General features: G+C 66.9%; 19 protein-coding genes and 1 riboswitch. Of the genes, 7 read left to right on the top strand and 12 right to left on the bottom strand.

Features of this window, described 5'->3' with window-relative positions:
* Window positions 1-26: 26 nt before the first annotated feature.
* Complete coding sequence (locus EC845_RS10115; protein ID WP_123297750.1) at window positions 27-1,322, bottom strand: hemolysin family protein; 1,296 nt, start codon at window positions 1,320-1,322, stop codon at window positions 27-29.
* A gap of 29 nt (window positions 1,323-1,351) precedes the next feature.
* On the opposite strand from EC845_RS10115, the gene EC845_RS10110 reads away from it, so the two are divergent.
* The gene (locus tag EC845_RS10110; protein WP_123297748.1) at window positions 1,352-2,191 is read left to right on the top strand and encodes a symmetrical bis(5'-nucleosyl)-tetraphosphatase; all 840 of its coding nucleotides are present in this window, start codon (window positions 1,352-1,354) and stop codon (window positions 2,189-2,191) included.
* A 62-nt stretch (window positions 2,192-2,253) separates the two neighbouring features.
* Here the strand turns inward: EC845_RS10110 and EC845_RS10105 are convergent, their stop codons facing one another.
* The 3 genes from EC845_RS10105 to EC845_RS10095 form a co-directional block, all read right to left on the bottom strand.
* A complete protein-coding gene (locus tag EC845_RS10105; RefSeq protein ID WP_123297746.1) occupies window positions 2,254-3,696 on the bottom strand; it encodes a DEAD/DEAH box helicase in 1,443 nt (480 codons plus the stop codon).
* Window positions 3,697-3,779: 83 nt separating this feature from the next.
* The gene (locus EC845_RS10100; RefSeq protein ID WP_123297744.1) at window positions 3,780-4,643 is read right to left on the bottom strand and encodes a neutral zinc metallopeptidase; all 864 of its coding nucleotides are present in this window, start codon (window positions 4,641-4,643) and stop codon (window positions 3,780-3,782) included.
* A 48-nt stretch (window positions 4,644-4,691) separates the two neighbouring features.
* A complete protein-coding gene (locus EC845_RS10095) occupies window positions 4,692-6,263 on the bottom strand; it encodes a glucan biosynthesis protein G (RefSeq protein WP_123298070.1) in 1,572 nt (523 codons plus the stop codon).
* A gap of 262 nt (window positions 6,264-6,525) precedes the next feature.
* Between EC845_RS10095 and bglX the strand changes: the two genes are divergently transcribed.
* Window positions 6,526-8,925 carry a beta-glucosidase BglX gene (bglX, locus tag EC845_RS10090; RefSeq protein ID WP_123297742.1) on the top strand — a complete coding sequence of 800 codons (2,400 nt, stop codon included), beginning with the start codon at window positions 6,526-6,528 and terminating at the stop codon, window positions 8,923-8,925.
* Here bglX and EC845_RS10085 read toward each other — a convergent pair.
* Window positions 8,922-10,664 carry a diguanylate cyclase gene (locus tag EC845_RS10085; RefSeq protein ID WP_123297739.1) on the bottom strand — a complete coding sequence of 581 codons (1,743 nt, stop codon included), beginning with the start codon at window positions 10,662-10,664 and terminating at the stop codon, window positions 8,922-8,924. The genes bglX and EC845_RS10085 overlap by 4 nt on opposite strands.
* 305 nt (window positions 10,665-10,969) lie before the next feature.
* Between EC845_RS10085 and EC845_RS10080 the strand changes: the two genes are divergently transcribed.
* The 3 genes from EC845_RS10080 to infA all read left to right on the top strand — a co-directional run bounded on the left by EC845_RS10080 (window position 10,970) and on the right by infA (window position 12,099).
* Window positions 10,970-11,224, top strand: a complete 255-nt coding sequence (locus tag EC845_RS10080) for a DUF2789 family protein (protein WP_123297737.1) — start codon at window positions 10,970-10,972, stop codon at window positions 11,222-11,224.
* Window positions 11,225-11,583: 359 nt separating this feature from the next.
* A complete protein-coding gene (locus tag EC845_RS10075) occupies window positions 11,584-11,805 on the top strand; it encodes a hypothetical protein (RefSeq protein ID WP_123297736.1) in 222 nt (73 codons plus the stop codon).
* A gap of 33 nt (window positions 11,806-11,838) precedes the next feature.
* Window positions 11,839-12,099: a translation initiation factor IF-1 gene (gene infA, locus EC845_RS10070; protein WP_123297734.1), complete on the top strand. Its 261-nt coding sequence runs from the start codon at window positions 11,839-11,841 to the stop codon at window positions 12,097-12,099.
* 102 nt (window positions 12,100-12,201) lie between these two features.
* Here the strand turns inward: infA and EC845_RS10065 are convergent, their stop codons facing one another.
* Genes EC845_RS10065 through EC845_RS10040 form a run of 6 tightly spaced genes read right to left on the bottom strand, consistent with a single transcriptional unit; the run spans window position 12,202 to window position 18,131 of the window.
* Window positions 12,202-12,969 (bottom strand): SDR family oxidoreductase, encoded by a 768-nt coding sequence (locus EC845_RS10065; protein WP_123297733.1) that lies wholly within the window; start codon window positions 12,967-12,969, stop codon window positions 12,202-12,204.
* A 13-nt stretch (window positions 12,970-12,982) separates the two neighbouring features.
* Complete coding sequence (locus EC845_RS10060; RefSeq protein ID WP_123298068.1) at window positions 12,983-14,035, bottom strand: ABC transporter substrate-binding protein; 1,053 nt, start codon at window positions 14,033-14,035, stop codon at window positions 12,983-12,985.
* 20 nt (window positions 14,036-14,055) lie between these two features.
* Window positions 14,056-14,823, bottom strand: a complete 768-nt coding sequence (locus tag EC845_RS10055; RefSeq protein WP_123297730.1) for an ABC transporter permease — start codon at window positions 14,821-14,823, stop codon at window positions 14,056-14,058.
* Complete coding sequence (locus EC845_RS10050; protein ID WP_123297728.1) at window positions 14,820-15,566, bottom strand: ABC transporter ATP-binding protein; 747 nt, start codon at window positions 15,564-15,566, stop codon at window positions 14,820-14,822. Before EC845_RS10050 ends, EC845_RS10055 begins: the two co-directional genes overlap by 4 nt.
* Before the next feature lie 13 nt (window positions 15,567-15,579).
* On the bottom strand, window positions 15,580-17,052 hold the full coding sequence (locus EC845_RS10045; protein ID WP_123297726.1) for an acyl-CoA reductase: 1,473 nt from the start codon (window positions 17,050-17,052) through the stop codon (window positions 15,580-15,582).
* Window positions 17,049-18,131 (bottom strand): long-chain fatty acid--CoA ligase, encoded by a 1,083-nt coding sequence (locus EC845_RS10040; protein ID WP_123297724.1) that lies wholly within the window; start codon window positions 18,129-18,131, stop codon window positions 17,049-17,051. The genes EC845_RS10045 and EC845_RS10040 overlap by 4 nt, the downstream gene beginning before the upstream one ends.
* Window positions 18,132-18,205: 74 nt before the next feature.
* Window positions 18,206-18,297: riboswitch (TPP riboswitch) on the bottom strand.
* Between the two features lie 194 nt (window positions 18,298-18,491).
* Here EC845_RS10040 and EC845_RS10035 point away from each other — a divergent pair.
* The gene (locus EC845_RS10035; RefSeq protein WP_123297723.1) at window positions 18,492-19,148 is read left to right on the top strand and encodes a response regulator transcription factor; all 657 of its coding nucleotides are present in this window, start codon (window positions 18,492-18,494) and stop codon (window positions 19,146-19,148) included.
* Window positions 19,149-19,236: 88 nt separating this feature from the next.
* Here EC845_RS10035 and EC845_RS10030 read toward each other — a convergent pair whose 3' ends face one another.
* The gene (locus tag EC845_RS10030) at window positions 19,237-20,592 is read right to left on the bottom strand and encodes a dicarboxylate/amino acid:cation symporter (RefSeq protein WP_123297720.1); all 1,356 of its coding nucleotides are present in this window, start codon (window positions 20,590-20,592) and stop codon (window positions 19,237-19,239) included.
* A 274-nt stretch (window positions 20,593-20,866) separates the two neighbouring features.
* Between EC845_RS10030 and EC845_RS10025 the strand changes: the two genes are divergently transcribed.
* Window positions 20,867-23,521: a PAS-domain containing protein gene (locus EC845_RS10025; RefSeq protein WP_123297718.1), complete on the top strand. Its 2,655-nt coding sequence runs from the start codon at window positions 20,867-20,869 to the stop codon at window positions 23,519-23,521.

Here is a 23,521-nt window from a genome sequence, read left to right as displayed (position 1 = left end):
ATGAAAGACCGCGAGCCGGTCTGCGGTCAGATCGGCACGTCGTCGGGCGGCAGCAGGCTGGCCAGCACCTTGTCGATGCGCCGGCCGTCGAGGTCGAGCACTTCGAAACGCCACCCCCCGCTGTCGATGCGCTCGCCGACGCCGGGCAGGCTGCCGCTGACGGCCAGCAGCATGCCGGCCAGCGTGTTGTAGAGGCCCTTGTCCTCGCCCGGCAGCTCGCGCAGGCCCAGCCGCGACTTGAGCTCCGAGACCGGCATCATGCCGTCGAGCAGCCACGAGCCGTCTTCCCGCTGTACCGCCCAGGCTTCGCTGGGCACGGCGGTCTGCAGTTCGCCGGTGATGGCCTCCAGCATGTCGTGCGGCGTGATGAGGCCCTGGACCTCGCCGTACTCGTCGACCACCAGGATGACCCGGGTCGACTTGAGGCGAAAGCTCTCGAGCAGCTCCAGGCCCGAGAGCGTCTCGGGGACAAAGCTGGCGGGCACCACATGAGCGCCCGTGCGCGGGTCGGGGCTGTTGCGGGCGGCCAGCAGGCCGGCCACGCTGATCATGCCGACCACGTCCTCGAGTCCGCCCCGGCACACCGGATACCAGGAGTGACGGGTCCCCACCGCCAAGGTCAGGCTGTCTTCGATGCTGGCGTCGGCATCCAGCCAGACCAAGTCGCTGCGCGGCACCATGATCGAGGTCAGGGGCCGGTCGTCGAGGTGGAACACATTGCGCACCATCTGATGCTCGTGGCGCTCGATCACTCCCGCGTCCAGGCCCTCCTCCAGGCTCGCGGCGATCTCTTCCTCGGTCACCGCCCGGCTGTTGCCGCCGTCGATGCGCAGCAGCTTGAGCGTGCCCGCCGTGGCACCGGAAAGCAGGGCGACGGCCGGCGCAGCCAACCGTGCCAGACCGGCCATCAGCGGAGAGATGCCGCGCGCCACCGGCTCGGGAAACATCTGGCCGATGCGCTTGGGCACCAGTTCACCGAAGATGATGGTGAAAAACGTGATGCAGCAGACCACCACGGCCGTGGAGGCCACGCTGGCCACGCCTTCGGTCATGCCCCACCCCTGCATCACGACGGCCAGGGGGCCGGCAAAGGCGGATTCGCCCACGATGCCGCTGAGCATGCCGATGGAGGTAATGCCGATCTGGATGGTGGAGAGGAACTGCGTCGGCTGGTCGACCAGGCGAATGGCGGCGGCAGCCCCTTTGTCGCCCAGCTCGGCCAGCGTGGCCAGGCGGGCCTTGCGGCTGGTGGCCAGGGCCATCTCCGACATGGCGAACAAGCCGTTGAGCGTGGTCAGGAAAACAAGCAGCAGGACATCCATGAGGCAACAAGGCAGGCGACAATGAGGAGATGGCACTTTACTGTATCGGCGACATCCAGGGTTGCGACGCCCCCCTGGCCCGGCTGCTGGCCGAGCTCGACTTCACCCCCAGCCGCGACACGCTGTATGTGCTCGGCGATCTGGTCAACCGGGGCCCCGAATCGGCCGCGGTGCTGCGCCGTCTCATGGCCTATGGCGATGCGGCCCATTGCCTGCTCGGCAACCACGACCTTCACCTGCTGGCCATGGCCCATGGCATCCGCCCGGCCCGCCGCCACGACACCCTCACCCATCTGCTCGACGCCCCCGATCGGCCGGCACTGCTGGACTGGCTGCGGCACCGGCCGCTGGCGATCGGGGCACACGGCCTGCTGATGGTGCATGCCGGCGTGCTGCCCGCCTGGACGGTGGAGAAGACCCTCGCCCTCGCAGCCGAAGTCGAGTCCGTCCTGCGCAGCGACGGACTGGTCGATTTTCTGCGTCACATGTACGGCAACGAGCCGGCCCGCTGGTCGGACGATCTGCAAGGCGCAGACCGCCTGCGGGTGATCGTCAACGCGCTCACGCGGCTGCGTTTCTGCACCGCAGACGGCACCATGGACTTTCTGGCGAAGGAAGGACTGGATACCGCACCGGAGGGCTGCATGCCGTGGTTCGACGTGCCGGACCGGGCGACCGCCGGCCACACCGTGGCTTTCGGCCACTGGTCCACCCTGGGATGGCAGGGTCAGCGGCGCGATATCCTGTCTCTGGACACAGGCTGCGTGTGGGGCGGATGCCTGAGCGCGGCCGAAATCGATGCCGACGGCGCTTTTGTGCGGCTCATTCAGACCCGCTGCGAACAGGCCCAGAAGCCGGGCAAATCATGACCGGCATCGCTTGATGCCCTGACGCCGGCCCGAGGCCGGCGGCAGCACCCGGCCTTCGATGCTCAGTTGGCGGATGTCGCGGGGCGGAACAGCGCGGCCACCTTCTTGCGGTTCTTGCCGGGCGCCGGGCGCGACGAACCGTTGCCCGACTTGGCGGCCGGATCCCAGGCCGGGGCCTGCTCGGCCGTGGCGGCGCTGGCTTCGTAGGGACGATCGAAGAACGGATCGCGCGAGCGTGACGGCTGCGCCGGATAAGGCTGGTTGACCGCGCGCTCGCGCTGGCGGGCAGGCTGGGCCTGCAGCGCTTCGTCCTCGCGGCGATGGCGCTGGCCGTCGTTGTAATGGCCGCGGCGGGGACGGTGTTCCTCGAACTCGACCGCCTCGATCTCGATCTTGGACTTCAGCATCTTCTCGAGATCGGCCACATTGCGCTGGTCGCGGTCGCCCACGAAGCTGATGGCCAGGCCCGAAGCTCCGGCACGGCCGGTGCGGCCGATGCGGTGCACGTAATCCTCGGAATTGAACGGCAGATCGAAATTGAAGACGGCCGGCACATCCTTGATGTCGAGGCCGCGCGCGGCCACGTCGGTGGCCACGAGCAGATCGACGGCACCGCTCTTGAAGGCCTCGAGGGCCTTCAGGCGTTCGTCCTGGCTCTTGTCGCCGTGCAGCGCGGTCGCCTTGAGGCCGTCGTGCTCGAGCGCCCGGGCCAGCCGTGCACATCCGAGCTTGCTGTTGACGAAGACGAAGGCCTGCTTGACCTGGCGGTCGCGCAGCAACTGGACCAGCGCACGGCGCTTGTCGTCGTCGCCGACCCGGTAGAAATGCTGCGACACCGTGGAAGCCGTCTCATTGGGACGGGCCACCTCGATGACGACCGGGTCCTGCAGGTAGCTGCCGGCCAATCGTTTGATCTCGGGCGAGAACGTGGCCGAGAACAGCAGCGTGGTGCGCTGCTTGGGCAGATGACTCAGGATGCGTTGCAGATCGGGCAGGAAACCGATGTCGAGCATGCGGTCGGCCTCGTCGAGAACCACGTACTCGACCTGATTGAGCACCGCGTTCTTGGCTTCGATGTGGTCGAGCAAGCGGCCCGGCGTCGCCACCAGCACCTCGACGCCACGCTTGAGCTCGGCAGTCTGGGGTTTCATGTCCATGCCGCCGAACACCACCGCGCTGCGCAACTGGGTGTACTGGGCATACAGCTTGATCTGCTGCGCGACCTGATCGGCCAGCTCACGCGTGGGCAGCAGCACCAGGGCACGCACCGGATGCCGGGCCGGCGATGTCGAGGCGTTCTCGTGGCGCATCAGCTTCTGCAGCAGCGGCAGCGAGAAGGCAGCGGTCTTGCCCGTGCCCGTCTGGGCGGCGCCCATGACGTCCTTGCCGGTCAGCACGACGGGAATGGCCTGCGCCTGGATAGGCGTCATCGACGCGTACCCCATCTCGGATACGGCGCGTGAAATGGGCTCGGCCAGGCCCAGGGAGGAGAATGTATTGCTCATGTAAGACCGATATTGTCGCATTGTGTCGCGCCAGCCTCCAAGACTGCCGTGCACACGGGCCTTTCGGCGCCCCCAAAAGCGTCTCAGATCGGCGAATCGAAGGTGTCGCAAGCGGCCAGCGTGCCGCGTTCATAGCCCGTGCTGAACCACCGCACGCGCTGCGCGCTGGTGCCGTGCGTGAAGCTCTCGGGCACCACGTGGCCCTGGCCCTGTTTCTGCAAGGTGTCGTCGCCGATGCGTGAAGCGGCATTGAGCGCCTCTTCGATGTCGGCGGGCTCGAGCTGGAAATTGGAGCGTGCCTTCTGGGCCCAGACGCCCGCCAGGCAGTCGGCCTGCAGTTCGACCCGCACCGACAGGCGGTTGGCGTCGGCCGGCGCGGCGCCGCGCTTGAGCTGCTCGACCCGGGGCAGCACACCCAGCAGGTTCTGCACGTGGTGCCCCACCTCGTGGGCAATCACATAGGCCTGCGCGAAGTCGCCCGGTGCACCGAGCTGCTGACGCAGGGTGTCGTAGAACGCGAGATCGATATAGACCCTCTGATCGAGAGGGCAATAGAACGGGCCCATGGCCGACTGGCCCTGCCCGCAGGCGGTCGGGGTGGCACCGCGGAACAGCACCAGCCGCGGCACGGCGTAGGTCGAACCCTGTTCCTTGAAGAGGCGGGTCCAGACATCTTCGGTATCGGCCAGCACCGTCGAGACGAACTGGGCCTGGCGGTCATTGGCCGGCGGTGCGCCGGCAGGCGCCTGCTGGGTCGCGGCCGGCCCGATGTCCGCGCCGCTGAGCAAGCCGAGGATCGTCAGCGGGTTGATGCCGAAGACCCAGCCGGCGACCAGGGCGACGACCACCGTGCCCAGCCCGATGCTGCGCCCGCCCAGTCCTCCGCCCCCGGAAGCGCCTCGGCGGTCTTCGACGTTATCGGAGCGGCGGTTGTTTTCCCATTTCATGGCATCGGTTCCTGGCTGGCGGCGGCGCTGGCGCAGGGCATGCGCGGCTTACTCGCCCACTTTCTTGAAGCGGTTGACGTACTGGTCGCGTGTCTGCGTGGCCACCGGCACGGGCTTGGGCGGCAACTGATAGCTCCAGGTCTCGGACAGGACCTGGCCATTGGCCGCCAGGGCGGCACGCAACTCGCCGACCTGGGTCGCATCCTTCACGCGCACCCGCAGCGTCAGGCGCCAGCCCTTGATGGCCGGGTTGCGCTGGAGTTCGGTGCCGATGATCTCGACATTGCCGTTGGCGCTGACCTGGGCGCTGAGCGCCGAATCGGCCACCTGGGCCAGGCCAGGGCCCTCGAAATCGACCAGCATGGCCAGCGAGCCGTCGTTCTGACGGATCAGATTGGCCTGGTAGCGCTCACCCAGCGTACGGAAAGTCTGGCGTACCCATGCGGTCTGGCCGTCGAGCAAGTCCGGCTCGGCCATCGTCCAGTGCATGCGGTAATCGAAGGGCATGGCCTGGCCGGGCGCAGGAAGCTGGTCGGGCACCCAGTAGGCGACGATGTTGTCGTTGGTCTCGTCGGCCGTGGGAATCTCGACCAGTTCGACGCGGCCGGAACCCCAGTCGTTCTGCGGCTCGATCCAGGCGCTGGGCCGCAGATCGTAGCGGTCCTTCAAGTCCTCGAAACGGGAGAACTCGTGGCCGCGCTGCAGCAGGCCGAAGCCCTTGGGATTGGTGGTCTGGTAACTGCTGAGGGCCACCATGGAAGGGTTGTTCAGCGGACGCCAGATCCACTCGCCGTTGCCGGCATGGATGGCCAGGCCGTTGGAGTCATGGATGGCCGGGCGGTAGTTGGGCACGGCCGACGGCTGGCTGGGGCCGAACAGGAACATGCTGGTCAGGGGCGCGATGCCCAGCTTGGCCGGCTGGCCGCGCAGGAAGACCCGTGCCTTGACGTCGAGCAGCGTGTCGGCGCCCGGCGTCAGCGTCAGCTCGTAGGCGCCGGTGGCCCGTGGCGAATCGAGCAGTGCGTAGATGGTCAAGGAACGGTCCTGCGGCTGCGGACGGCGTATCCAGTATTCACGGAAGCGCGGGAATTCTTCGGCGATGGGCAGTCCGGTGTCCATCGCCAGGCCGCGCGAGGACAGTCCGTAGATCTGGTCCTTGCCGATCACCCGGAAATAGCTCGCCCCCAGAACACTCATGATCTCGTCGTTCTTGCCGGCCTGATTGATCGGGTAGAGCACCCGGAAACCGGCCCAGCCCAGGCTGCTGGTCGCCGCCCGGTCGAAATGCAGGTCGCCGAAGTCGAAGCGCACCGGGTCGTAGCGGATTTCCTGCACCGCGTCGCCCTCGACCAGTTCGTTGATCTTGACGGGGGTGTTGAACTGCATGCCCTGGTGATAGAAGGCCAGCTTGAACGGCGTCTCGAGATTGTTCCACTCGAACTGGTCGCGCCGGGGCTGGATTTTCTGGTAATCGGCAAACTGCATGCGGCTGAAGACGTCGGGCAGGTTGCTCACCGGAGCCGCATAGGGCTGGGCGGCCAGGTCACGGGCCTGCGCCTGCACGTCGTCCAGAGAAAAAGCGCCCGCGTGACCGGCCACGGCGGCGGTGAACATCAGCATGGCAATACGGGTCTTGGTCCGCAAATGGGCGCGGACGGAAGAAAAGTTCACGGGAACTCCAGATGGTTCGATCGAGGGTTGCGATAAGCCGACACCGCGGCTCCAACCCGGATCATGCAAGGCTCGGGCCGGGAATCCACCGCTATTGGCACTGTCAAGCTTAGCATCCGCCATCCGGATTTACCGCGAAAATAGGCGGCTGCCCATTTCGAGGGCCAACCCGCGCACCTGCGCCAGGACCGACCAGGAAGTGAAAACCTCTATGCAAATCATCAGCGGCAAGCCCAGCCTGGGCCGGAACGCGCAGGCCCCGACGCAGGGCACCCGGCGGGCGCCCGGTCTACGCTGGCGCCGGGTGGCGCTGGCCACGGCCCTGGCCTTCCCGCTGGCCGGCCTGTCGCCCGCCTGGGCGCAGACCGCATCCCCCGATTCGTCCCAGACCCGGCTGGAGACCAAGTCGGCCTTCGTCGCCGACCTGATCGGCCGCATGACGCTCGACGAGAAGATCGGTCAGTTGCGCCTCATCAGCATCGGTTCGGACATGCCGGCGGCCAAGCTGGCCGACGAAATCGCCGCCGGGCGCATCGGGGCGAGCTTCAACACGGTCACCCGAAAGGACAACCGCCCCCTGCAGGCCGCCGCCGTGGAACGCAGCCGCCTCAAGATCCCGGTGCTGTTTGCCTACGACATCGTGCACGGCCATCGCACGGTGTTTCCGATCAGCCTGGGGCTGGCCTCGACCTGGGACATGCAGGCCGTGGAACTGGCCGCACGCACGGCCGCCGTCGAGGCGGCTGCCGACGGCATCGACATGACCTTCGCGCCCATGGTCGATATCAGCCGCGATCCCCGCTGGGGCCGGACCTCGGAGGGCTTCGGCGAAGACCCGCACCTGGTCTCCGAAGCGGCGCGCGCCAGCGTACGCGGTTTCCAGGGGATGTCGCTGGCTGCGCCCGACAGCATCGGCGCCAGCGTCAAGCACTTCGCGCTGTACGGCGCCGTCGAGGGCGGACGCGACTACAACACCGTGGACATGAGCCCCATGCGCATGTACCAGGACTACCTGCCGCCCTACCGCGCAGCGGTGGATGCGGGCGCGGCCGGCGTGATGGTGGCGCTGAACTCCATCAACGGCGTACCGGCGACTTCCAACACCTGGCTGATGCAGGATCTGCTGCGCAAGCAATGGGGCTTCAAGGGCGTGACCGTGAGCGACCACGGCGCCATCACCGAGCTGGTCAAGCACGGCGTGGCCCGCGACAGCCGCGAAGCCGCCAAGCTGGCCATCAAGGCCGGCATCGACCTCAGCATGGCCGATCAGGTCTATCTGCAGGAACTCCCGCGCCTGGTGCAATCCGGCGAAGTGAGCATGCAGGAGATCGACAACGCGGTGCGCGAAGTGCTGGGCGTGAAATACGACCTCGGCCTGTTCAGCGACCCGTTCCGCCGCATCGGCACGGCCGATGGCGATCCGGTCGACGTCAACGCCGAACAGCGGCTGCATCGCGCAGCCACGCGCGACGTGGCACGCAAATCCCTGGTGCTGCTGGAAAACCGGAACGGCACGCTGCCGCTGCGCAAGGCCGGCACGATCGCCCTGGTCGGGCCGCTGGCCGATTCGCCCATCGACATCATGGGCAGTTGGTCGGCTGCCGGCGTGGCCAAGCAGTCGGTGACCTTGCGCCAGGGCCTGGAAGCCGCCGTGCGCGGCCGCGCGCGTGTGGTGTACGCCCGGGGCTCCAACGTGACCGACGACCCGGCCATCGTCGAGTACCTGAACTTCTTGAACTGGGATACGCCCGAGGTCGTCAACGACAAGCGGCCGGCCGCCGATCAGATCGCCGAAGCGGTGCGCGCCGCGCAGCAGGCCGACGTGGTCGTGGCCGCCGTGGGCGAGGCCCGTGGCATGTCGCATGAATCCTCGAGCCGCACCAGCCTGGAACTGCCGGCCAGCCAACGCGATCTGCTGGCGGCGCTGAAGGCCACCGGCAAGCCGCTGGTGCTGGTGCTGATGAACGGCCGGCCGCTGGCGCTGGACTGGGCCAAGAAGAACGCGGATGCGGTGCTCGAGACCTGGTACACCGGCACCGAAGGCGGACACGCCATCAGCGACGTGCTGTTCGGCGACTACAACCCGGCAGGCAAGCTGCCCGTGTCGTTCGCGCGCTCGGTCGGCCAGATTCCCACCTACTACAACCACCTGCGCATCGGCCGCCCTTTCACGCCGGGCAAGCCGGGCAACTACACCTCGCAGTACTTCGAGGAACCCAACGGACCGCTCTACCCCTTCGGCTACGGTCTGAGCTACACCCGTTTCGAGCTCTCGGACGTCAGCCTGTCGGCGCCCACGATGGCGCGCGGCGGCCGGGTGACGGCCAGCATCGCCGTGCGCAACGCCGGCGATCGCGCAGGCGAGACGGTGGTGCAGCTCTACATCGAAGACCCGGCGGCCTCGGTGGCACGTCCGGTCAAGGAACTGAAGGACTTCCGCAAGATCATGCTGCAGCCCGGCGAGCAGCAGGTGGTGCGCTTCGAGATCGACGAGCAGAAGCTGGCCTTCTACAACGCGAAGCTCGAACACGTGGCCGAGGACGGCCAGTTCAATGTACAGATCGGGCTGGACTCGCAGGATGTGAAGGTCGGCACCTTCGAGCTGCGTTAAGCGATTTCGGCCTCCCAGACCACGGCCCGGTTCTTGCCCGACCGCTTGGCCCGGTAGCAGGCCTGGTCGGCATCGGCCAGCAGTTGCGATGCCGGCTCGTTGCCGCAGCCGTTGTCGCACAGGCGGATGCCGATGCTCGCCCCCAGCGAGTAGGCCGAGCCGGCCAGCTCGAAGCGGTGGCCCTGCAGGCTCGCGATGAGCTTGCCCGCGACGACCAGGGCCTGCGACCGGCTGCAATCCCGGGCCACCACCACGAACTCGTCGCCGCCGACGCGTGCCACGGCATCGCTCGAGCGGGTGGCCTGCCTGAACAGGTCGGCGATCTGCCGCAGAACGGTATCGCCATAGGCATGGCCGACACGATCGTTGACCGCCTTGAAGCCGTCGAGATCGATGTAGAGCAAGGCATGGCTGCCCGAGGTCAGGTCGCGCAGGGCCGCATCCAGGTATCGCCGGTTGCCCAGGCCCGTGAGCACGTCGTGAAGCGCCTCGTTGCGCAAGGCCTCCATCGCGCGTTCGCGGGCCAGGTCGCTGTTCTTCTTGTCGGTGATGTCGATGAGATAGAGCACGGTGCGGGCGACCGGATGTTTGACGGCCGACGCGCCTGCAGCGATCAGTTGGCCGTGACGCACGGTGCCGTCGGCATGTCTGAAGACGGTCTCGAGATGCGCCACGGTACCGCTGCCCGCGCCCCCCACCAGGCGCAGGCGCGCACTGACTTCGGGTTCGAAAAGCTGGCTCAGCAGCATGCCCCGCAGATCGGACACGGCATGCCCGAGCAACTGCAAAGCGGCGTCGTTGGCGTCGAGGACCACCCCGTGCGGCGACGCCACGACGATGGCGATGCCCGCGTTCCCGAAGGCGATCTGCAGCCGTTGTTCGGACTGGTCGGCACGACGCTTTTCGGACAGCAGGCTGTCGGTGACCTCGATCAGGCGCGACTCGCTGCTGCGCACCCGCTGCTCGGCCTGCCGCAGGGCCAGCTCGGCCTGCTTGCTGTCGCTGATGTCCCAGTGCAGCGAGTACAGCACCTCATGGTCGACCGACCAGTGCGTCGAAACCTGGACCCAGCGGCCATCCGGCAGCGGGATGTCCACGGGAACCCCCAGCTCCGAATCGAGCGGGCTCGGCACGGCCAGGCCGGCAGCATCGGCCGTCACCGCAGCCGCCTGCCACCAGTCCTCGATGACGGTGCAATAGGAACGCCCGAGCAGGCCGGCCTTGTCCCGGATGCGGTAGAGCGCCATGAAAGCATCGTTGACATCCAGGATCCGCATCTGGCTGTCGAGCAGGGCCGCGCCCTCTTCGGCCTGACTCAGCAGCGCGCCGTACTCCATGGCCGCCAAGCGCATGAGAGGCACGCCGGCCTGGGCAGACGCCTGCTCGCGGGGAATCTCCTGCCACATGCGGATGCGACCGCCTGCCGCATCGGGCACGGCCATGACCTTCAGCCACCGGCCGTGGTGCTCGAACACGAAGGGCTGGGTCGGCAGACGATTGCGCTGGACACCGTCGGCCACGTAACGTTCGAGATGGACCTGCTCTTCCTGCGGCAGACGTCCGGTGTAAAAGCGCCGCAGGTTCTCGCTGTAGTGCTCGCCCGGATGAATCAGCCCGTCGTGCTCGGGGAAAAAAACCAGAAATGTGTCGTTCCACAGCACAGCGCGATCCTGTGCGTCGAAAACGCAGAAAGCGTGACCGAACGTATCCAGCAGACGCGCAACCGACTCGACTCCCATGTCAACGCCTTTCTTTTTCGATGAAGGTCTGTTGGAACATTGTAGGCCGCTCCCCCGTGAGGCTAAACCGCAAACAGCGCCCCTCCACACGCGTTGTTTTACGATCGTTTTCGGCCACGAAAGCGTGCAATGCCTTCTGAATACGCGATTTTCATGACGGGTTCGGCCGGTCCGCCCCCTCCGCAGCCCGGTATACGACCGATATGCGGCCACCGCTGACTTGTCACCCTCCCGGCCTCGCGTTCCAATGGTCGTTCGCTCTATCCATTGCCCTATCCATCCCCCTATCCGTACAAGAGGAAGACATGAACAGCGCCGATCCCACGATGACCAATTTGTTTCTGCAACTGGGCCTGGATGCCGAACCCGAGACCATTGCCGAGTTCATCCAGTCGCACCAACTCCCGGCCGACACCCTCATCGCCGACGCATCGTTCTGGAGCGACGCCCAGCGCCAGTTCATCGCCGAGCAGATCAAGGCCGATGCCCCCTGGGCCTTGATCGTCGACCAGTTGAACGAAGCCCTGCATGCGGATGCCGTCGCGGCCAGCCAGAGCTGACCGGAGCGATCGCCCGCCCGCTCCGACAGAGGCGACAACGAGCGCCTCCATTCCGGCAATCCACCGCGTTTGCATGGAATCGGTCAAGACAATCGGCGCAAGTCAGGCCGATCGGCTACACTTGACAGGTCTGCCTACGTTCTGCTCGTTCTAAAGGCACCCGTTTGACGCATGGCCGCGATTCCTGCAGCCGTGTCCCAGTCGTCGTTTGCACGCCTCCTGTCACTCTCAGTTGCGACGAGCTCACGACCGGTTCCGTTTTGTTGCATCACGGACCGCCCCGATCCACCGACTGGATCGCCCTCCCCCCTTTTTTTTCGGAAGACATGTGCCCGGTGTGGCGATGTCTTCTCGACGCCATGACGCTACAAAACTACAACATCGAGCGCGTCGGCAACTACGTTGTCACCCCGCTCATCAAGCTGTCCGATAACGGCTTTTTCCAGGCCGCCGTCTCGATACGCCGCGGCATGCACGACCGTGTTTTCCGTTTCATTCCCGACTTCACCAGCGATGCGAGCGCCGTTCGCTACGCGATGGACGAAGGACGCAGCATGGTGCTGCTGAATCAGCTCGGCTGATGACTGTTTTCCAACTTCACGCTAAGGAGATACGTGGCCAAAGAAGAATTGATTGAAATGCAAGGCAAAGTGGATGAAGTCCTTCCCGACTCCCGCTTTCGCGTGACCCTCGAAAACGGCCATCAGCTCATCGCTTATGCCGGTGGCAAGATGCGCAAGCATCGAATTCGCGTTCTCGCAGGCGACCGTGTGTCCCTCGAGATGTCGCCGTACGATCTCGACAAAGGCCGACTCACGTTCCGCCACATCGAAACCCGAACCGGGTTCTCCGCGCCTCCGCGCCGGCGCCGCTAAGCACTCGCTGGGCGATTCGCCCGGTTCGCATGCAGAGCCGATCTGCATCGCCCCGGCCGCGCGCCGTCATCGCTCCTTCCAGCGGTCGTCTCGGCGCCCGCCTCAGCGCATCACCAGGCCGCCGTCCACGAACAGCACCTGCCCGGTCACGAAGCCGCTCCAGTCCGATGCCAGAAACAGCACCGGCCCGGCGACATCCTCGGGCCGGGCCAGGCGACGCAAGGGCGTGGCTGCGATCAGCGACTCCCTGAACGACTCGCGTGTGCCCTGGCTGCTCGCGGTCGGGTAGACCAGGCCCGGAGCGACACAGTTCACGCGGATGCCCAACGGCCCCAACTCGGTGGCCAGATTGCGGCTGAAGGCCACCAGCGCGGCCTTGGCCGTGGTGTACGCGTGGTAAGGCACCACCGGCCGTTCGACCAGATCGCTCACGATGTTGACGATGCAGCCCTGCGCACGCTGCCTGAACTGCGGCAACACCGCCCTGCACACATGAAAAGCCCCGCCCACGGCGCCATCGAACTGCGCCTGATAGTCGGGCCACGCGATGTCGTCGAACAGCGTGCGCCGCTCCGGATCGAACGCATAGGGGCGGAAAGCATTGTTGACCACCACATCGATGCGGCCGGTCTCCCGCACGATCTCGTCGACCATCGCCTGCACCGCAAGCGCCGATCCGACATCGGCCTTGACGGCCCAGGCATCGCCGCCTGCGGCCTGGCACTGTTCGACGACTTCGGCCGCTGCAGCCGCGTTGGACACATGGTTGACGACCACCGTCGCCCCCTCGGCGGCAAAGGCATGTGCGATGCCGGCGCCGATGCCACGGCTTGCGCCCGTGACCAGCACGACCTTGTCCTTGAACTTCATACGGTTCTTTCGTTCACGCTGCAGGCAGCAGCCGTGTGTCGACCACGTCGGCCACGCGGATCGGTCGTTCGATCAGGCCCAGCGTGCGATAGGCATCCGCCGCTTTCTGCAAGGCATCGAGATCGAAGGTACCGAGCACGGCCGCAGCGCCCTGTGCCCCCTGGCCGGCAGGCAACGCCGCGGCATTGCGCAGGCGGATCACCTCGAGGTTGATCTCGCGGTCGGTGCCGTCGATGGCGTAACGGGCGGCCAGCGTGGCCGCCTCGTCGGGATGGGCGATCATCCAGGCGGCGCTGTCGCGATAGGCCCGGAGGAAAGCTCGCAGCAGATTTTTCTTTTCCTGGTAGACCTGCTCGCGCACCACGAACAGATCGCTCGAGACATTGAGCACGTCGCGTGTTTCCATCACGTCGACCTCGCCGATGCCGCGGCGTTTGCCCACCACCAGGCCGGTATCGGTCGCGGCCGTGGCATCGACCTGGCCCTGCAGCAGCGGCGCGAAGTTGAGCAGGCCGGTCACGACGATGGTCACGTCGGACTCTTTCAGCCCGGCCTGGTGCAGCATCACGAGCAGATTCTGGCGGGTGCCGCTGGAGAGGCTGTAGACGCCGATCCGCTTGCCCTTGAGATCGGCAGGCCGGGTGATGTTGGCCGACTTGAGCGACACCACGTTGAAGACGTTCTGCGGATAGATGTCGTAGATGGCTCGCAGCTTTTCGCCTTTGTCGAGCGCCATGAAGAACGAACCCGGGTCGGTGAAGGCGACGTCGGCCTGGCCGCTGAGGATGTTGCGGATGGCATCCCCGCCGCCTGCGCCCGGCATGTAGGTCAGCGCCAGGCCCTGGGCCTTGAAGAAGCCTTTTTCGGGCTCGACCAGCACGTTGGTGATTTCGCTGATCGGTTTGCTCCAGCCTGCCAGGGTGATCTTTTCGGCGGGGCCGGGGCCGGCGGCGCGCACGGCCGGCCAGGCGGCCAGACCGGCGGCCGCGAGCAGGGCCGAACGACGGGAGAGGCGTGCCGGGGAAACCGCGGCGGAAGGACGAGCGGGAGCTGAAAGGGTGTGCATGGTGCCGTGTGTTCCGGAGTTCATGGGCTGTCGGTGTAAGAGCGCAAAAGCCATTTTTCGATGGCGAGCGTGATTTGGTAGAGCAGCAATCCGATCACCGCGATCACCGTCAGCACGGCAAACATCAGCGCGGTGTCCATCATGCCCTGGGTGGCGATGATCACCGCGCCCAGCCCCTGGCTGGCGCCGATGAACTCGCCGACGACGGCGCCGACCAGCGCCAGCACCACGGCCACGCGCAGACCGGCCAGAATGCCGGGCAGCGCGGCCGGCACCTTCAGGCGCCGCAGGGTCTGCCAGCGCGTGGCGCCCAGCATGCGGAAAAGCTGCAGGCGTTGTGCATCGACCTGCCTCAGGCCGGTCAACGTGTTTTCCATCAGCGGGAAAAAGCAGATGAGCGCCGTGATGACCACCGTCGAGGTCATGCCGAAGCCGAACCACATCACGAACAGCGGCGCCAGGGCCAGCTTGGGGACGACCTGGCTGACCACCACGCACGGCCTGAGCAAGCGCTCGAGCAGCGGCGATTCGGCCAGCACGATGCCCATGGCCAGGCCCATCGCGCCGCCGCCCGCGAGGCCCAGCAGAAGCTCCAGCAGCGTGGCGCGCACATGCGGCCACAGGTACCCGCTGCTCATGGCAGCCCACAGCGACTTCATCACCGCCGAAGGGGCAGGCAGCACCAGCGCGGAAATGCCGGACCACGCCACGGCCCATTCCCACACCACGAACAGGATCAGGAACACCGCCCAGGGCACCAGAGAGGCTCGCCAGGATGGCGTCGTCATGCGGTGTCTCCGTCGAGTGCCGCGCGTACCCGCGCGCAGTAGCGGTTGAACTCGGCGCCATGGCGCATGGCCTGCGAACGCGGTGCATCGAGCGTGATGCGCAGCGTGTCGAGCAGCCGCCCGCGCTGCATCACCACGATGTGGTCGCCCAGGTAGACGGCCTCGGTGATGTCGTGGGTGACGAACAGCACCGTGGTCCGGCGCAGCCGGCACATGCGCAGCAAGTCGTCCTGCAGCTCGCCCCGGGTGATGGCGTCCAGCGCGGCGAACGGCTCGTCGAGCAGCAGCAGCGGCGGCTCGAGGATCAGGGCCCGTGCCAGGGCAACCCGGCTTTGCTGCCCGCCCGAGAGCTGGCGCGGGTAATGGCGGGCACGGTCGGCCAGCCCGAGCAGGGCCAGCAGTTCGAGCGCGCGGTCGATGTCGTCGGCGCGCGGCCGCCGCTGCAGGGACACCGGCAGCAGCACGTTGTCGATCACGCGCGCCCACTCCAGCAGGGTCGGCGCCTGGAACACGAATCCCAGTTGCGGGCCGGGTGCTCGCACCGGCTCGCCGCGCATCAGGATGCGGCCGGACCGAGGCTGCATCAGCCCCGCCGCCAGTTTGAGCAGGGTGCTCTTGCCGCAGCCGCTGCGGCCGACCAGGCAATGCACCTCGCCGGCGTCGATGCGCCAGTCGACACCGTCGACCACCGGCGGCCGGCCCGGATAGGTGTAGACCACACCCTGCATGTCGAGAAAGGCCATGTCGGTCTGCCGCCTAGTCTGCATAAGGCGCCAGCGGCTCGGCCGCCGATTCTGCAGAGCGCTCGATCTCGGTCATGCGGACGAGGTCGAGCAGATTAAAACGGCCGTCGTGGTGCCAGCCGGCTTCCGGTGAACTCATCGAACCGATGGCGCTGATGCGCGTGACACCGGCAGCGCCCAGCGCATCGGCCAGCGCAAAGAGCTCCTCGGGCGATGCCGCCACCCCTGCCGTCTGCAGGAAACGGCTGTGGCCGGCCACCATCGGGATCACCGCGTCGAGCGAGTCGACACCGACCACCTGGATCGTGCGCTGCAGGGCCGTGGGAGACAGCGGCTGCAGCGTGTCGCTGTACGCGACGTGCCACGCCGATCCGGATGGGCCGATCAGGGTATCGGGCGTGCCATCGGCCGGTGCGGACAGGGCCTTCCATTCCATGGCGTGATGCCACCGGGCCACGGCTGCGGACTCCTCGAGGCCGAGCGCACGGCGTGGAAAACGCCGCTCCAGGTTGGCCAGTTCGCCCGCCAGGTAACCCGCGAACGCACGCGGCGACACGGCACCGCCGCGCGCCACATAGAACACATGGGGCGAATAGCAGCCCTGCTGGTCGTAGCGCATGACATCCCAGGCGGCCTGCCTCGCCATTGCGGGGGCTTTCAGGCTGTCGAGCGCGGCCGTACCGATCAGGCCCAGCCCGAGCTTGTGGCCGTGGGGCAGGAAACGGGTCGTGACCGGCAGGCGGCTGCGGATGGCATCCAGCGCCTCGTTGCCGCCATAGGCCAGCACGGTATCGGCCTGGGCGTAGAGCGCCGAGGCCCCGGCATCGCCCGCGCCGCGCCACCAGACCACGGCCAGGCAGTCGGCCAGCGGCGGGTGGACGTCGGCCAGCAGGCGGGCGAACCAGCCGGCAAACAGCGGCTCGGCGCTGGGCACCTTGCCGATGTTGCCGGCCTTGACCAGCAATCCGCACACCAGGCTCCAGACCGCGAGTGCGGGGACGTTGCCTGCCCAGCTGTGCACCAGCAGATCGGGGCCGAAGGCCCGCACGGCACCGCCCTTGGGTGTGGGCTGAAAGCCGTCGAGAACCTTGGGGTTGGCAAAGTCTTCGGCCACGAACCGGTCGAGCTGCGGTGCACGGAAGGTCTTGAGCAAGGCATTGAGGCCCAGCCTCACCATCTCGGCGTCGTAACCGGTGACCACGGGCAGCCAGGTGTCGGCCTGCCGGCGCAAGGGATCGCCGGGGTCGAGCAGCCGTCCCACGGCACGGTCGACGACGGCGACGATCTGCGACACCGTCATCGTCTTGAGGTGCAGGGCGCTGGCGCGCCGCACACGCGCGGCCAGTGCGGCCATCTGCGATGCCGACAGCACCGGCACGGCGACCTCCAGCCGCCGGCCCTGCTGCTCGAAATGCAGCACCTGCCAGTCGACCTCGGCGCTCGGCAGTCCGGGCAGATAACCGGCTTCGACCCGGGTCGCGGTCATGCCGCCGCGGCCCGCATGAACTCCTCGACGGCCAGCGAACACCCCTTGGCCTCGACACCCTGCGCACGGCCGAGCAGCAGGAAACCGCCCGCCACGGCCTGGCCGATGTCTTCCGTCAGGATGCTCGTGACCGAGTTGAAGTTGCCCAGGTCGCAATGCACGAGGAGACCCCGCGCACCCGGTGCGACGGTGCGGCCGGTCGCTGGATCGATCAGGCGCGAACGGATCCAGTGAGGCCCCGACTTGACCGACGGCACGGCGGCATTGCCGTCGTCGTAGAACTGCGTGCTCAGTTCGGTCATGCCGTACATGTTGATGCAGTCGCTGCGCGGCACGCCCAGGGCCTGCGACAGGTCGGCGTAGAAGGACTCGAGCGGCAACTCCCGCGACTGGCCCTTGTAGCCGCCGGTGTCCAGGATCCGGCTTCCGGGCGGCAGCAAAAAACGCCGTCCCTGCTGGCGCAGGGCATCGACCAGATGCACGAAGCTGTAACTCGCGCCCAGCAGGGCATACGGCTGGCCCTGGCGTTCGGCGTCTTCCAGCGTGGCGAGCAGGCCGGGCAGGTCCAGGCCCTGCGGCGTCATGAAATGACGGCTGCCGCTGCTGCCGAACGTCGACTTCGCCAGCGACAGGTAATGCGCCAGCGACGAATTCGGCAGGGCCTCTTCATCCGGGAACAGAATGCCCATGGGCAGGTGCGCCGCCCCCTTCATGAAACGCTGCGCGAAATTAAGGGTCATGGACAGGTCGTACACATCGAGCCGCGGGTGGAAATGCCGCCCCCGGTTGTCGGCTCGCGTGGTGCCGCTGGTCATGAACACCCGCTCGGCCGGCGACGACGGTTCGCAGCGCAGCTCGAGGGCCTTGAAGGCGTCGATGGGCACGGCCGGGATGTCGTGCCACGACTTGACCTGGCGCGGTGTCGCGCCGCGGCGCTGGCAAAAGCTGCGGTAGGCGCCGCTGGCCGCATACTGATAGGCGAACAGCCGCAGTGCGAGCCGATCGAACTGCGCGTCGGTGCAGCTCTCTTGTGCGATGAAGTCGAGGATCTCGGCGACCGGGGAAGCAAGCGTATCCATGGGCATCTTTCATGACCTGAGAAATGATGCTCCGAATGCCACCTGCCCCGCCGCGCTCCGTCGTGCGGCCGCGTCGGGCAAGTCCAAGCTCTTCTTCCGCCGGTACGAACCGGATCAAGTTCACGGGTTTGAATCTCAGCACTGGCGTGCACCCCGGAGCAGTGCGGATTTTACCCCGCAGGCGCAGACCGTGCGGCCCCACGGGACACGTGTGCACCAGGCAGCGGTCGGCGCGCAGGCCCTTTCGTACCGCATCCGCGATGGACTACCATACGGCTCCCCCGCATGCAGCCGTGTGCGGACTTTCCCTCCGTGATCCCGGCCCGCCACGATCCGAGCAAACATCCTCGCAGATCCCGCATGAGCACCAAGATTGAGCTGACGTTTCTAGTTGCCGACGACCATCCCCTGTTCCGCGCGGCGGTGATCCAGGTGCTGAGGGAGTCGTTCGCCGACCTGCGTATCGTGGAGGCCGCCAGCGCCTCGTCCCTCGATGCGGGACTGGAAGGCACGCCGCAGGTCGACCTCGTACTGCTGGACCTCACCATGCCGGGCACCAAGGGTTTTTCGGCCTTGCTGCGCATCCGCGGCAAACACCCCGATGTGCCGGTGATCGTGATCTCGTCCAACGACCAGCCGCGGGTGATCCAGCGGGCCCGGCAATTCGGCGCCGCCGCATTCATCCCCAAGGCCTCGCCGCCTGCGCTGATCCACGATGCGATCGCCCAGGTGCTGGAAGGCGGCAGCTGGTTTCCGCCGATCACGGTGGCGTCGTCGAAGGAAGACGAAGAACTCGCGGAAAAGCTCGCGCAGCTCACGCCGCAGCAGTTCAAGGTCTTGCTGTGTCTGGCCGACGGCCTGCTCAACAAGCAGATCGCCCATGAGCTGGATCTGGCCGAAAACACGGTGAAAGTGCACATCACCGCCATTCTGAAAAAGCTCAATTGCTACAGCCGGACGCAGGCCGCCGTGCTGGTCAAGAGCCTGGAGCCCGAGAGCCGCGACCTCTCCAATTGAAAAATCCGCGCCGGTTTCCCGGAGCGGCTGGCGATCGAGAGGGGCGCGGCCGAGGCATGGAGCCTCGATGTGCGGCCCCGGCGGCCGATCAGGCTTGTTTGGTGCCCGGAACCAGCAGTTCGTCGGCAGCGCTGCGTGCGGGCTGGACAGCCACGCTGCCGTCCGAGTCGAGTGCGGCGTTGAGCTGCTTGTAGTCGAGCGCGTTTTCCCAACGGGCGACCACCACCGTCGCGACGGCGTTGCCCATGAAGTTGGTGAGCGAACGGCATTCGCTCATGAAGCGGTCGACACCGAGGATCAGCGCCATGCCGGCCACCGGCACTTCGGGCACCACGGCCAGCGTGGCAGCCAGGGTGATGAAGCCGGCGCCGGTCACACCCGCAGCGCCCTTGGAGCTGAGCATCGCCACCAGCAGCAGCGTGATCTGGTGCCACAGCGTCAGCTCGGTGTTGGTCGCCTGCGCGATGAACAGCGCGGCCAGCGTCATGTAGATGTTGGTGCCGTCGAGGTTGAAGGAGTAGCCGGTCGGAACGACCAGGCCCACCACCGACTTCTTGCAGCCGGCGCGTTCCATCTTCTCCATCAGCGACGGCAGGGCCGATTCCGACGAGGACGTGCCCAGCACCAGCAGCAGCTCGGCCTTGAGGTAGCGGGCCAGCTTGAACACCGAGAAGCCGCACAGGCGGGCGACCAGACCCAGGATCACCACCACGAACAGCAGCGACGTGATGTAGAAGCTGCCCACCAGCCAGGCCAGGTTGATCAGCGAGGCCACGCCGTACTTGCCGATGGTGAAGGCGATGGCACCGAAGGCGCCGATCGGGGCGGCCTTCATGAGGATGTGCACCAGCTTGAAGACCGGCGCCGTCAGCGACTCGAGAAAGCTCGCGACCATCTGGCCTTTTTCACCGGCCAGTGCCAGCGAGATGCCGAACAGCACGGCGATGAACAGCACCTGCAGGATGTTGCCGTCGACGAAGGCGCTCATCATCGTGTTGGGGATGATGTCCATGGCGAAGCCGATGAGGCTCAGCTCATGCGACTTGGCGACATAGGTCTTCACGGCGCCCTGGTCGAGATCGGCCGGATTGATGTTCATGCCGGCGCCGGGCTGGACCACGTGCGCGACGATCATGCCGACGACCAGCGCCAGGGTGGAGAAGAACAGGAAGTACGCCATGGACTTGGCGAACACCCGGCCCACCGTGCGCAGGTGCGTCATGCCGGCGATGCCGGTGACGATGGTCAGGAAGATCACCGGTGCGATGATCATCTTCACCAGCTTGATGAAGGCGTCGCCCAGGGGCTTGAGCTGAGCGGCGAACGCGGGTTCGAAATGTCCCAGAAGCACGCCCAGAACGATGGCGACCACCACCTGGAAGTAGAGCTGGCGGTAGAACGGAAGACGCGCGGGGGCCGCGGTGTCGGCAGAAATCGCATGCATGCGTTGGCTCCTGACTTTTTAATCAATAAGATAGCGCGACGATGCGGCGCTGACGGGCCGTTTGTAACTGCCAGTGCCGACAATGGCAGATAGCTCATTGGTAGTAGACGCCGATGGGCACGGCCGCACCCCGAACCGCGCGGCGCACGATCGCCCTTCGAACAATCCTTTCAAATACAAGGGCTTACGTTAGCCATAATCGGAAATCGAATGCCCTCCGGCGGCTCTGCCCGGCGCCCCTCTCGTGGTTTTCCCTAGCCCCCCTTTCCAGCCCATGAATCTGTTGCAACGCCCCAACCCGCTCTGGACCGTGGTGGCCATTCTGGGTGGCATGGCGCTCGCGGCCTTGGCCGCCTCGCACCTGGCGCACAACGGCTCCCTGCAGGTCGAAAGCGACAGCGTGCGGCGCCAGCTCGATCTGTACACGCAGTCGCTGCAACAGCGCATCGACCGCTACAACACGCTGCCGCAACTGCTGGCGCTGGACACCGAATTGCGCGATGCGGTTTCCCGCCCCTTGCTCGCCGACGACGTGACCCGGCTCAACGCCAAGCTCGAGCAGGCCAACGGCGCCAGCCAGTCGTCCACGCTGACGCTGATCGATGCGCAGGGCACGGCCCTGGCCGCCAGCAACTGGCGCGATCCCCGCAGCAATGTGGGCGTGAACTACAGCTTTCGCCCCTATGTGCAGCAGGCCCTGGCCCGTGGCAGGGGCGATTTCTACGGCATCGGGCTGACCACGGGCGAGCCGGGCTATTTCCTGTCGCAGGCCATCGAGGATCCGCAGGGACACGTGATGGGCATCATCGTGATCAAGATCATCCTGACCGCACTCGAACGCGACTGGCTGGAGACCCCGGACGTCGTGCTGGTGTCCGACACGCATGGCGTGGTGTTCCTCGCCAGCCGCAAGGAATGGCACTACCGCGTGCTCGACTCGCTGAGCGAGGCGCAGCGCCGGGAATTGCGGGCCAGCCGGCAATACGCCGACCAGCCCCTGCTCGCGGCCCGCTACGAACCGCTCGAACGGCTGGAAACCGGCGGCACGATGACGCGGGTGCTCGATCCGGCCGTGAAGGGTGCGGTGCTGTGGCACACCCAGTTCCTGAGCGACAAGGGCTGGACCGTGCACCTGCTGCACGACACCCAGGCATCGACAGCCGCCGGCCGGGCCGCCGGACTCGCGGCTGCCGGCATCTGGCTGGCCCTGTCGCTGCTGGTGCTGTACGGCCGGCAGCACCGCCGCCTGTCCGCATTGCGCCAGCGCAGCCGGCAGGAACTCGAGACCGTGCTGCAGCAGCACGCGCAGGAACTGCGAACGGCGCAGGACGGCATCGTCCAGGCGGCCAGCGCAGCCGACAGCGGGCTCAGCCGCAACCTCGCCCACCTGCCCCAGGGCGTGGTGGTCATCGACGCCGAACTGCGGCTGACGGCCTGGAACAAACGTTACCTCGAGCTGTTCCGGTTTCCGCCGGGACTCATCCGGGTCGGCCTGCCGATCGAGGATCTGTTCCGCTACAACGCACGACGCGGACTGCTCGGTCCGGGGCCGGTCGAAGAAGCGATCCAGCGCCGCCTCAATCATCTGCGCAGCGGCAAACCGCACTTGCGCGAAAGCGAAAAAGAGGACGGCACGGTGCTGGAGATCCGGGGCAACCCGCTGCCCGACGGCGGCTTCGTCACCAGCTATGCCGACATCACCAGCTACAAGAATGCGGCGCGTGAATTGCGTTCGCTGGCCGATGCGCTGGAGCACCGCATTGCCGAGCGCACCCGCGACCTCGACCTGGCGCGGCGTCAGGCGGAAAAGGCCAATCACTACAAGACGCGCTTCGTGAGCGCCGCCGTGCACGATCTGCTCCAGCCCCTCAACGCCGCCCGCATGTACCTCTCCGGACTGCGCGGCCATCTGACCGACGACACCGGCCGCGCCTACGCCGACCACATCCACCATGCGCTGTCGGCGCAGGACGACATTCTGAGCAGCCTGCTCGATATCTCGCGCATGGAATCCGGCCAGTTGCCGGTGCACATCCGCGACTTCGCGCTGGCGCCCCTCATGGAGACGCTGCTGCGCGAATTCGGCATGCTGGCGGCCAGTCACGGCCTGCAGTTGCGGGGGCGGGCCTCGCCGCTCGTCGTGCGCAGCGACGAGGCCCTGCTGCGCCGCATCCTGCAGAACTACCTCTCGAACGCGGTGCGCTACACCCGGCAGGGCCGCATCCTGTTCGGTTGCCGGCGCCACGGCGACACCCTGCGCATCGAAGTCCACGATCAGGGCCCCGGCATTCCCGAGAGCCTGCTGGGCGAGATCTTCGAGGAGTTCCGCCGCCTCGACGAAGGTCACGGCGACGACCGGGGCGCCGGCCTGGGCCTGGCGATCGTCGAACGGGTCGGCCGCCTGCTCGGACACCCCATCGGGGTCTCGTCTCAACTGGGGCGCGGCAGCACGTTCTGGGTCGCCGTGCCCATCGGGCAGGCGGCGGCGCTGGAAGAGACACCGGCCGCCCTCCTGCCCGCGCCCGAACCTGCGGCCGCAGACACCGACACACCGCTACGCGGCCACAGCAGTTGGTGCATTGCAGACGACATCCCGTTGTGCGCCACGCTGGGCGGCTTGCTCGAACGGTGGGGCGGCACCGTGCCGTGGACCGGCAGCGCCGATGCGGCCCTCGCCGCGGCGGTTCCGGGCCAGGCACCGCACATGGTGTTGCTCGAGGTGCATGGCGATGCCACCGAAAGCCTGGCCCGCTACGACCGTCTCACGCAACGCTGGGGACAATCCACCGCCGTGGTGCTGATCGCGGCGCAGCGTACCGAGGCATTGCTCGAACTGGCCGGCGAGCGCGGCTGGGGCATTCTGGTCAAGCCGGTCCGCCCGCCGGCGCTGCGCGCACTGGTGAGCCAGATGCTGCTGCGACGCCGTTGA

This window comes from Comamonas sp. BIGb0124 (genome assembly GCF_003752175.1).
In the GTDB taxonomy this organism is placed as follows: Bacteria; Pseudomonadota; Gammaproteobacteria; order Burkholderiales; family Burkholderiaceae_C; genus Comamonas_F.
This window is presented reverse-complemented; position numbering and strand designations above follow the sequence as displayed.

Bases quoted from the DNA above. Each gene is read 5' to 3' on its own strand.
- EC845_RS10115 (WP_123297750.1), bottom strand. From the start codon at position 1,322: ATGGATGTCCTGCTGCTTGTTTTCCTGACCACGCTCAACGGCTTGTTC.
- EC845_RS10065 (WP_123297733.1), bottom strand. From the start codon at position 12,969: ATGAAGTTCAAGGACAAGGTCGTGCTGGTCACGGGCGCAAGCCGTGGC.
- EC845_RS10050 (WP_123297728.1), bottom strand. From the start codon at position 15,566: ATGGCCTTTCTCGACATGCAGGGTGTGGTCTACACCTATCCGGGCCGG.
- EC845_RS10025 (WP_123297718.1), top strand. From the start codon at position 20,867: ATGAATCTGTTGCAACGCCCCAACCCGCTCTGGACCGTGGTGGCCATT.
- EC845_RS10105 (WP_123297746.1), bottom strand. From the start codon at position 3,696: ATGAGCAATACATTCTCCTCCCTGGGCCTGGCCGAGCCCATTTCACGC.
- EC845_RS10110 (WP_123297748.1), top strand. From the start codon at position 1,352: ATGGCACTTTACTGTATCGGCGACATCCAGGGTTGCGACGCCCCCCTG.
- EC845_RS10055 (WP_123297730.1), bottom strand. From the start codon at position 14,823: ATGACGACGCCATCCTGGCGAGCCTCTCTGGTGCCCTGGGCGGTGTTC.
- EC845_RS10095 (WP_123298070.1), bottom strand. From the start codon at position 6,263: ATGCTGATGTTCACCGCCGCCGTGGCCGGTCACGCGGGCGCTTTTTCT.
- bglX (WP_123297742.1), top strand. From the start codon at position 6,526: ATGCAAATCATCAGCGGCAAGCCCAGCCTGGGCCGGAACGCGCAGGCC.
- EC845_RS10100 (WP_123297744.1), bottom strand. From the start codon at position 4,643: ATGAAATGGGAAAACAACCGCCGCTCCGATAACGTCGAAGACCGCCGA.
- EC845_RS10035 (WP_123297723.1), top strand. From the start codon at position 18,492: ATGAGCACCAAGATTGAGCTGACGTTTCTAGTTGCCGACGACCATCCC.
- EC845_RS10080 (WP_123297737.1), top strand. From the start codon at position 10,970: ATGAACAGCGCCGATCCCACGATGACCAATTTGTTTCTGCAACTGGGC.
- EC845_RS10040 (WP_123297724.1), bottom strand. From the start codon at position 18,131: ATGGATACGCTTGCTTCCCCGGTCGCCGAGATCCTCGACTTCATCGCA.
- EC845_RS10030 (WP_123297720.1), bottom strand. From the start codon at position 20,592: ATGCATGCGATTTCTGCCGACACCGCGGCCCCCGCGCGTCTTCCGTTC.
- EC845_RS10060 (WP_123298068.1), bottom strand. From the start codon at position 14,035: ATGCACACCCTTTCAGCTCCCGCTCGTCCTTCCGCCGCGGTTTCCCCG.
- EC845_RS10045 (WP_123297726.1), bottom strand. From the start codon at position 17,052: ATGACCGCGACCCGGGTCGAAGCCGGTTATCTGCCCGGACTGCCGAGC.
- EC845_RS10085 (WP_123297739.1), bottom strand. From the start codon at position 10,664: ATGGGAGTCGAGTCGGTTGCGCGTCTGCTGGATACGTTCGGTCACGCT.
- EC845_RS10075 (WP_123297736.1), top strand. From the start codon at position 11,584: ATGACGCTACAAAACTACAACATCGAGCGCGTCGGCAACTACGTTGTC.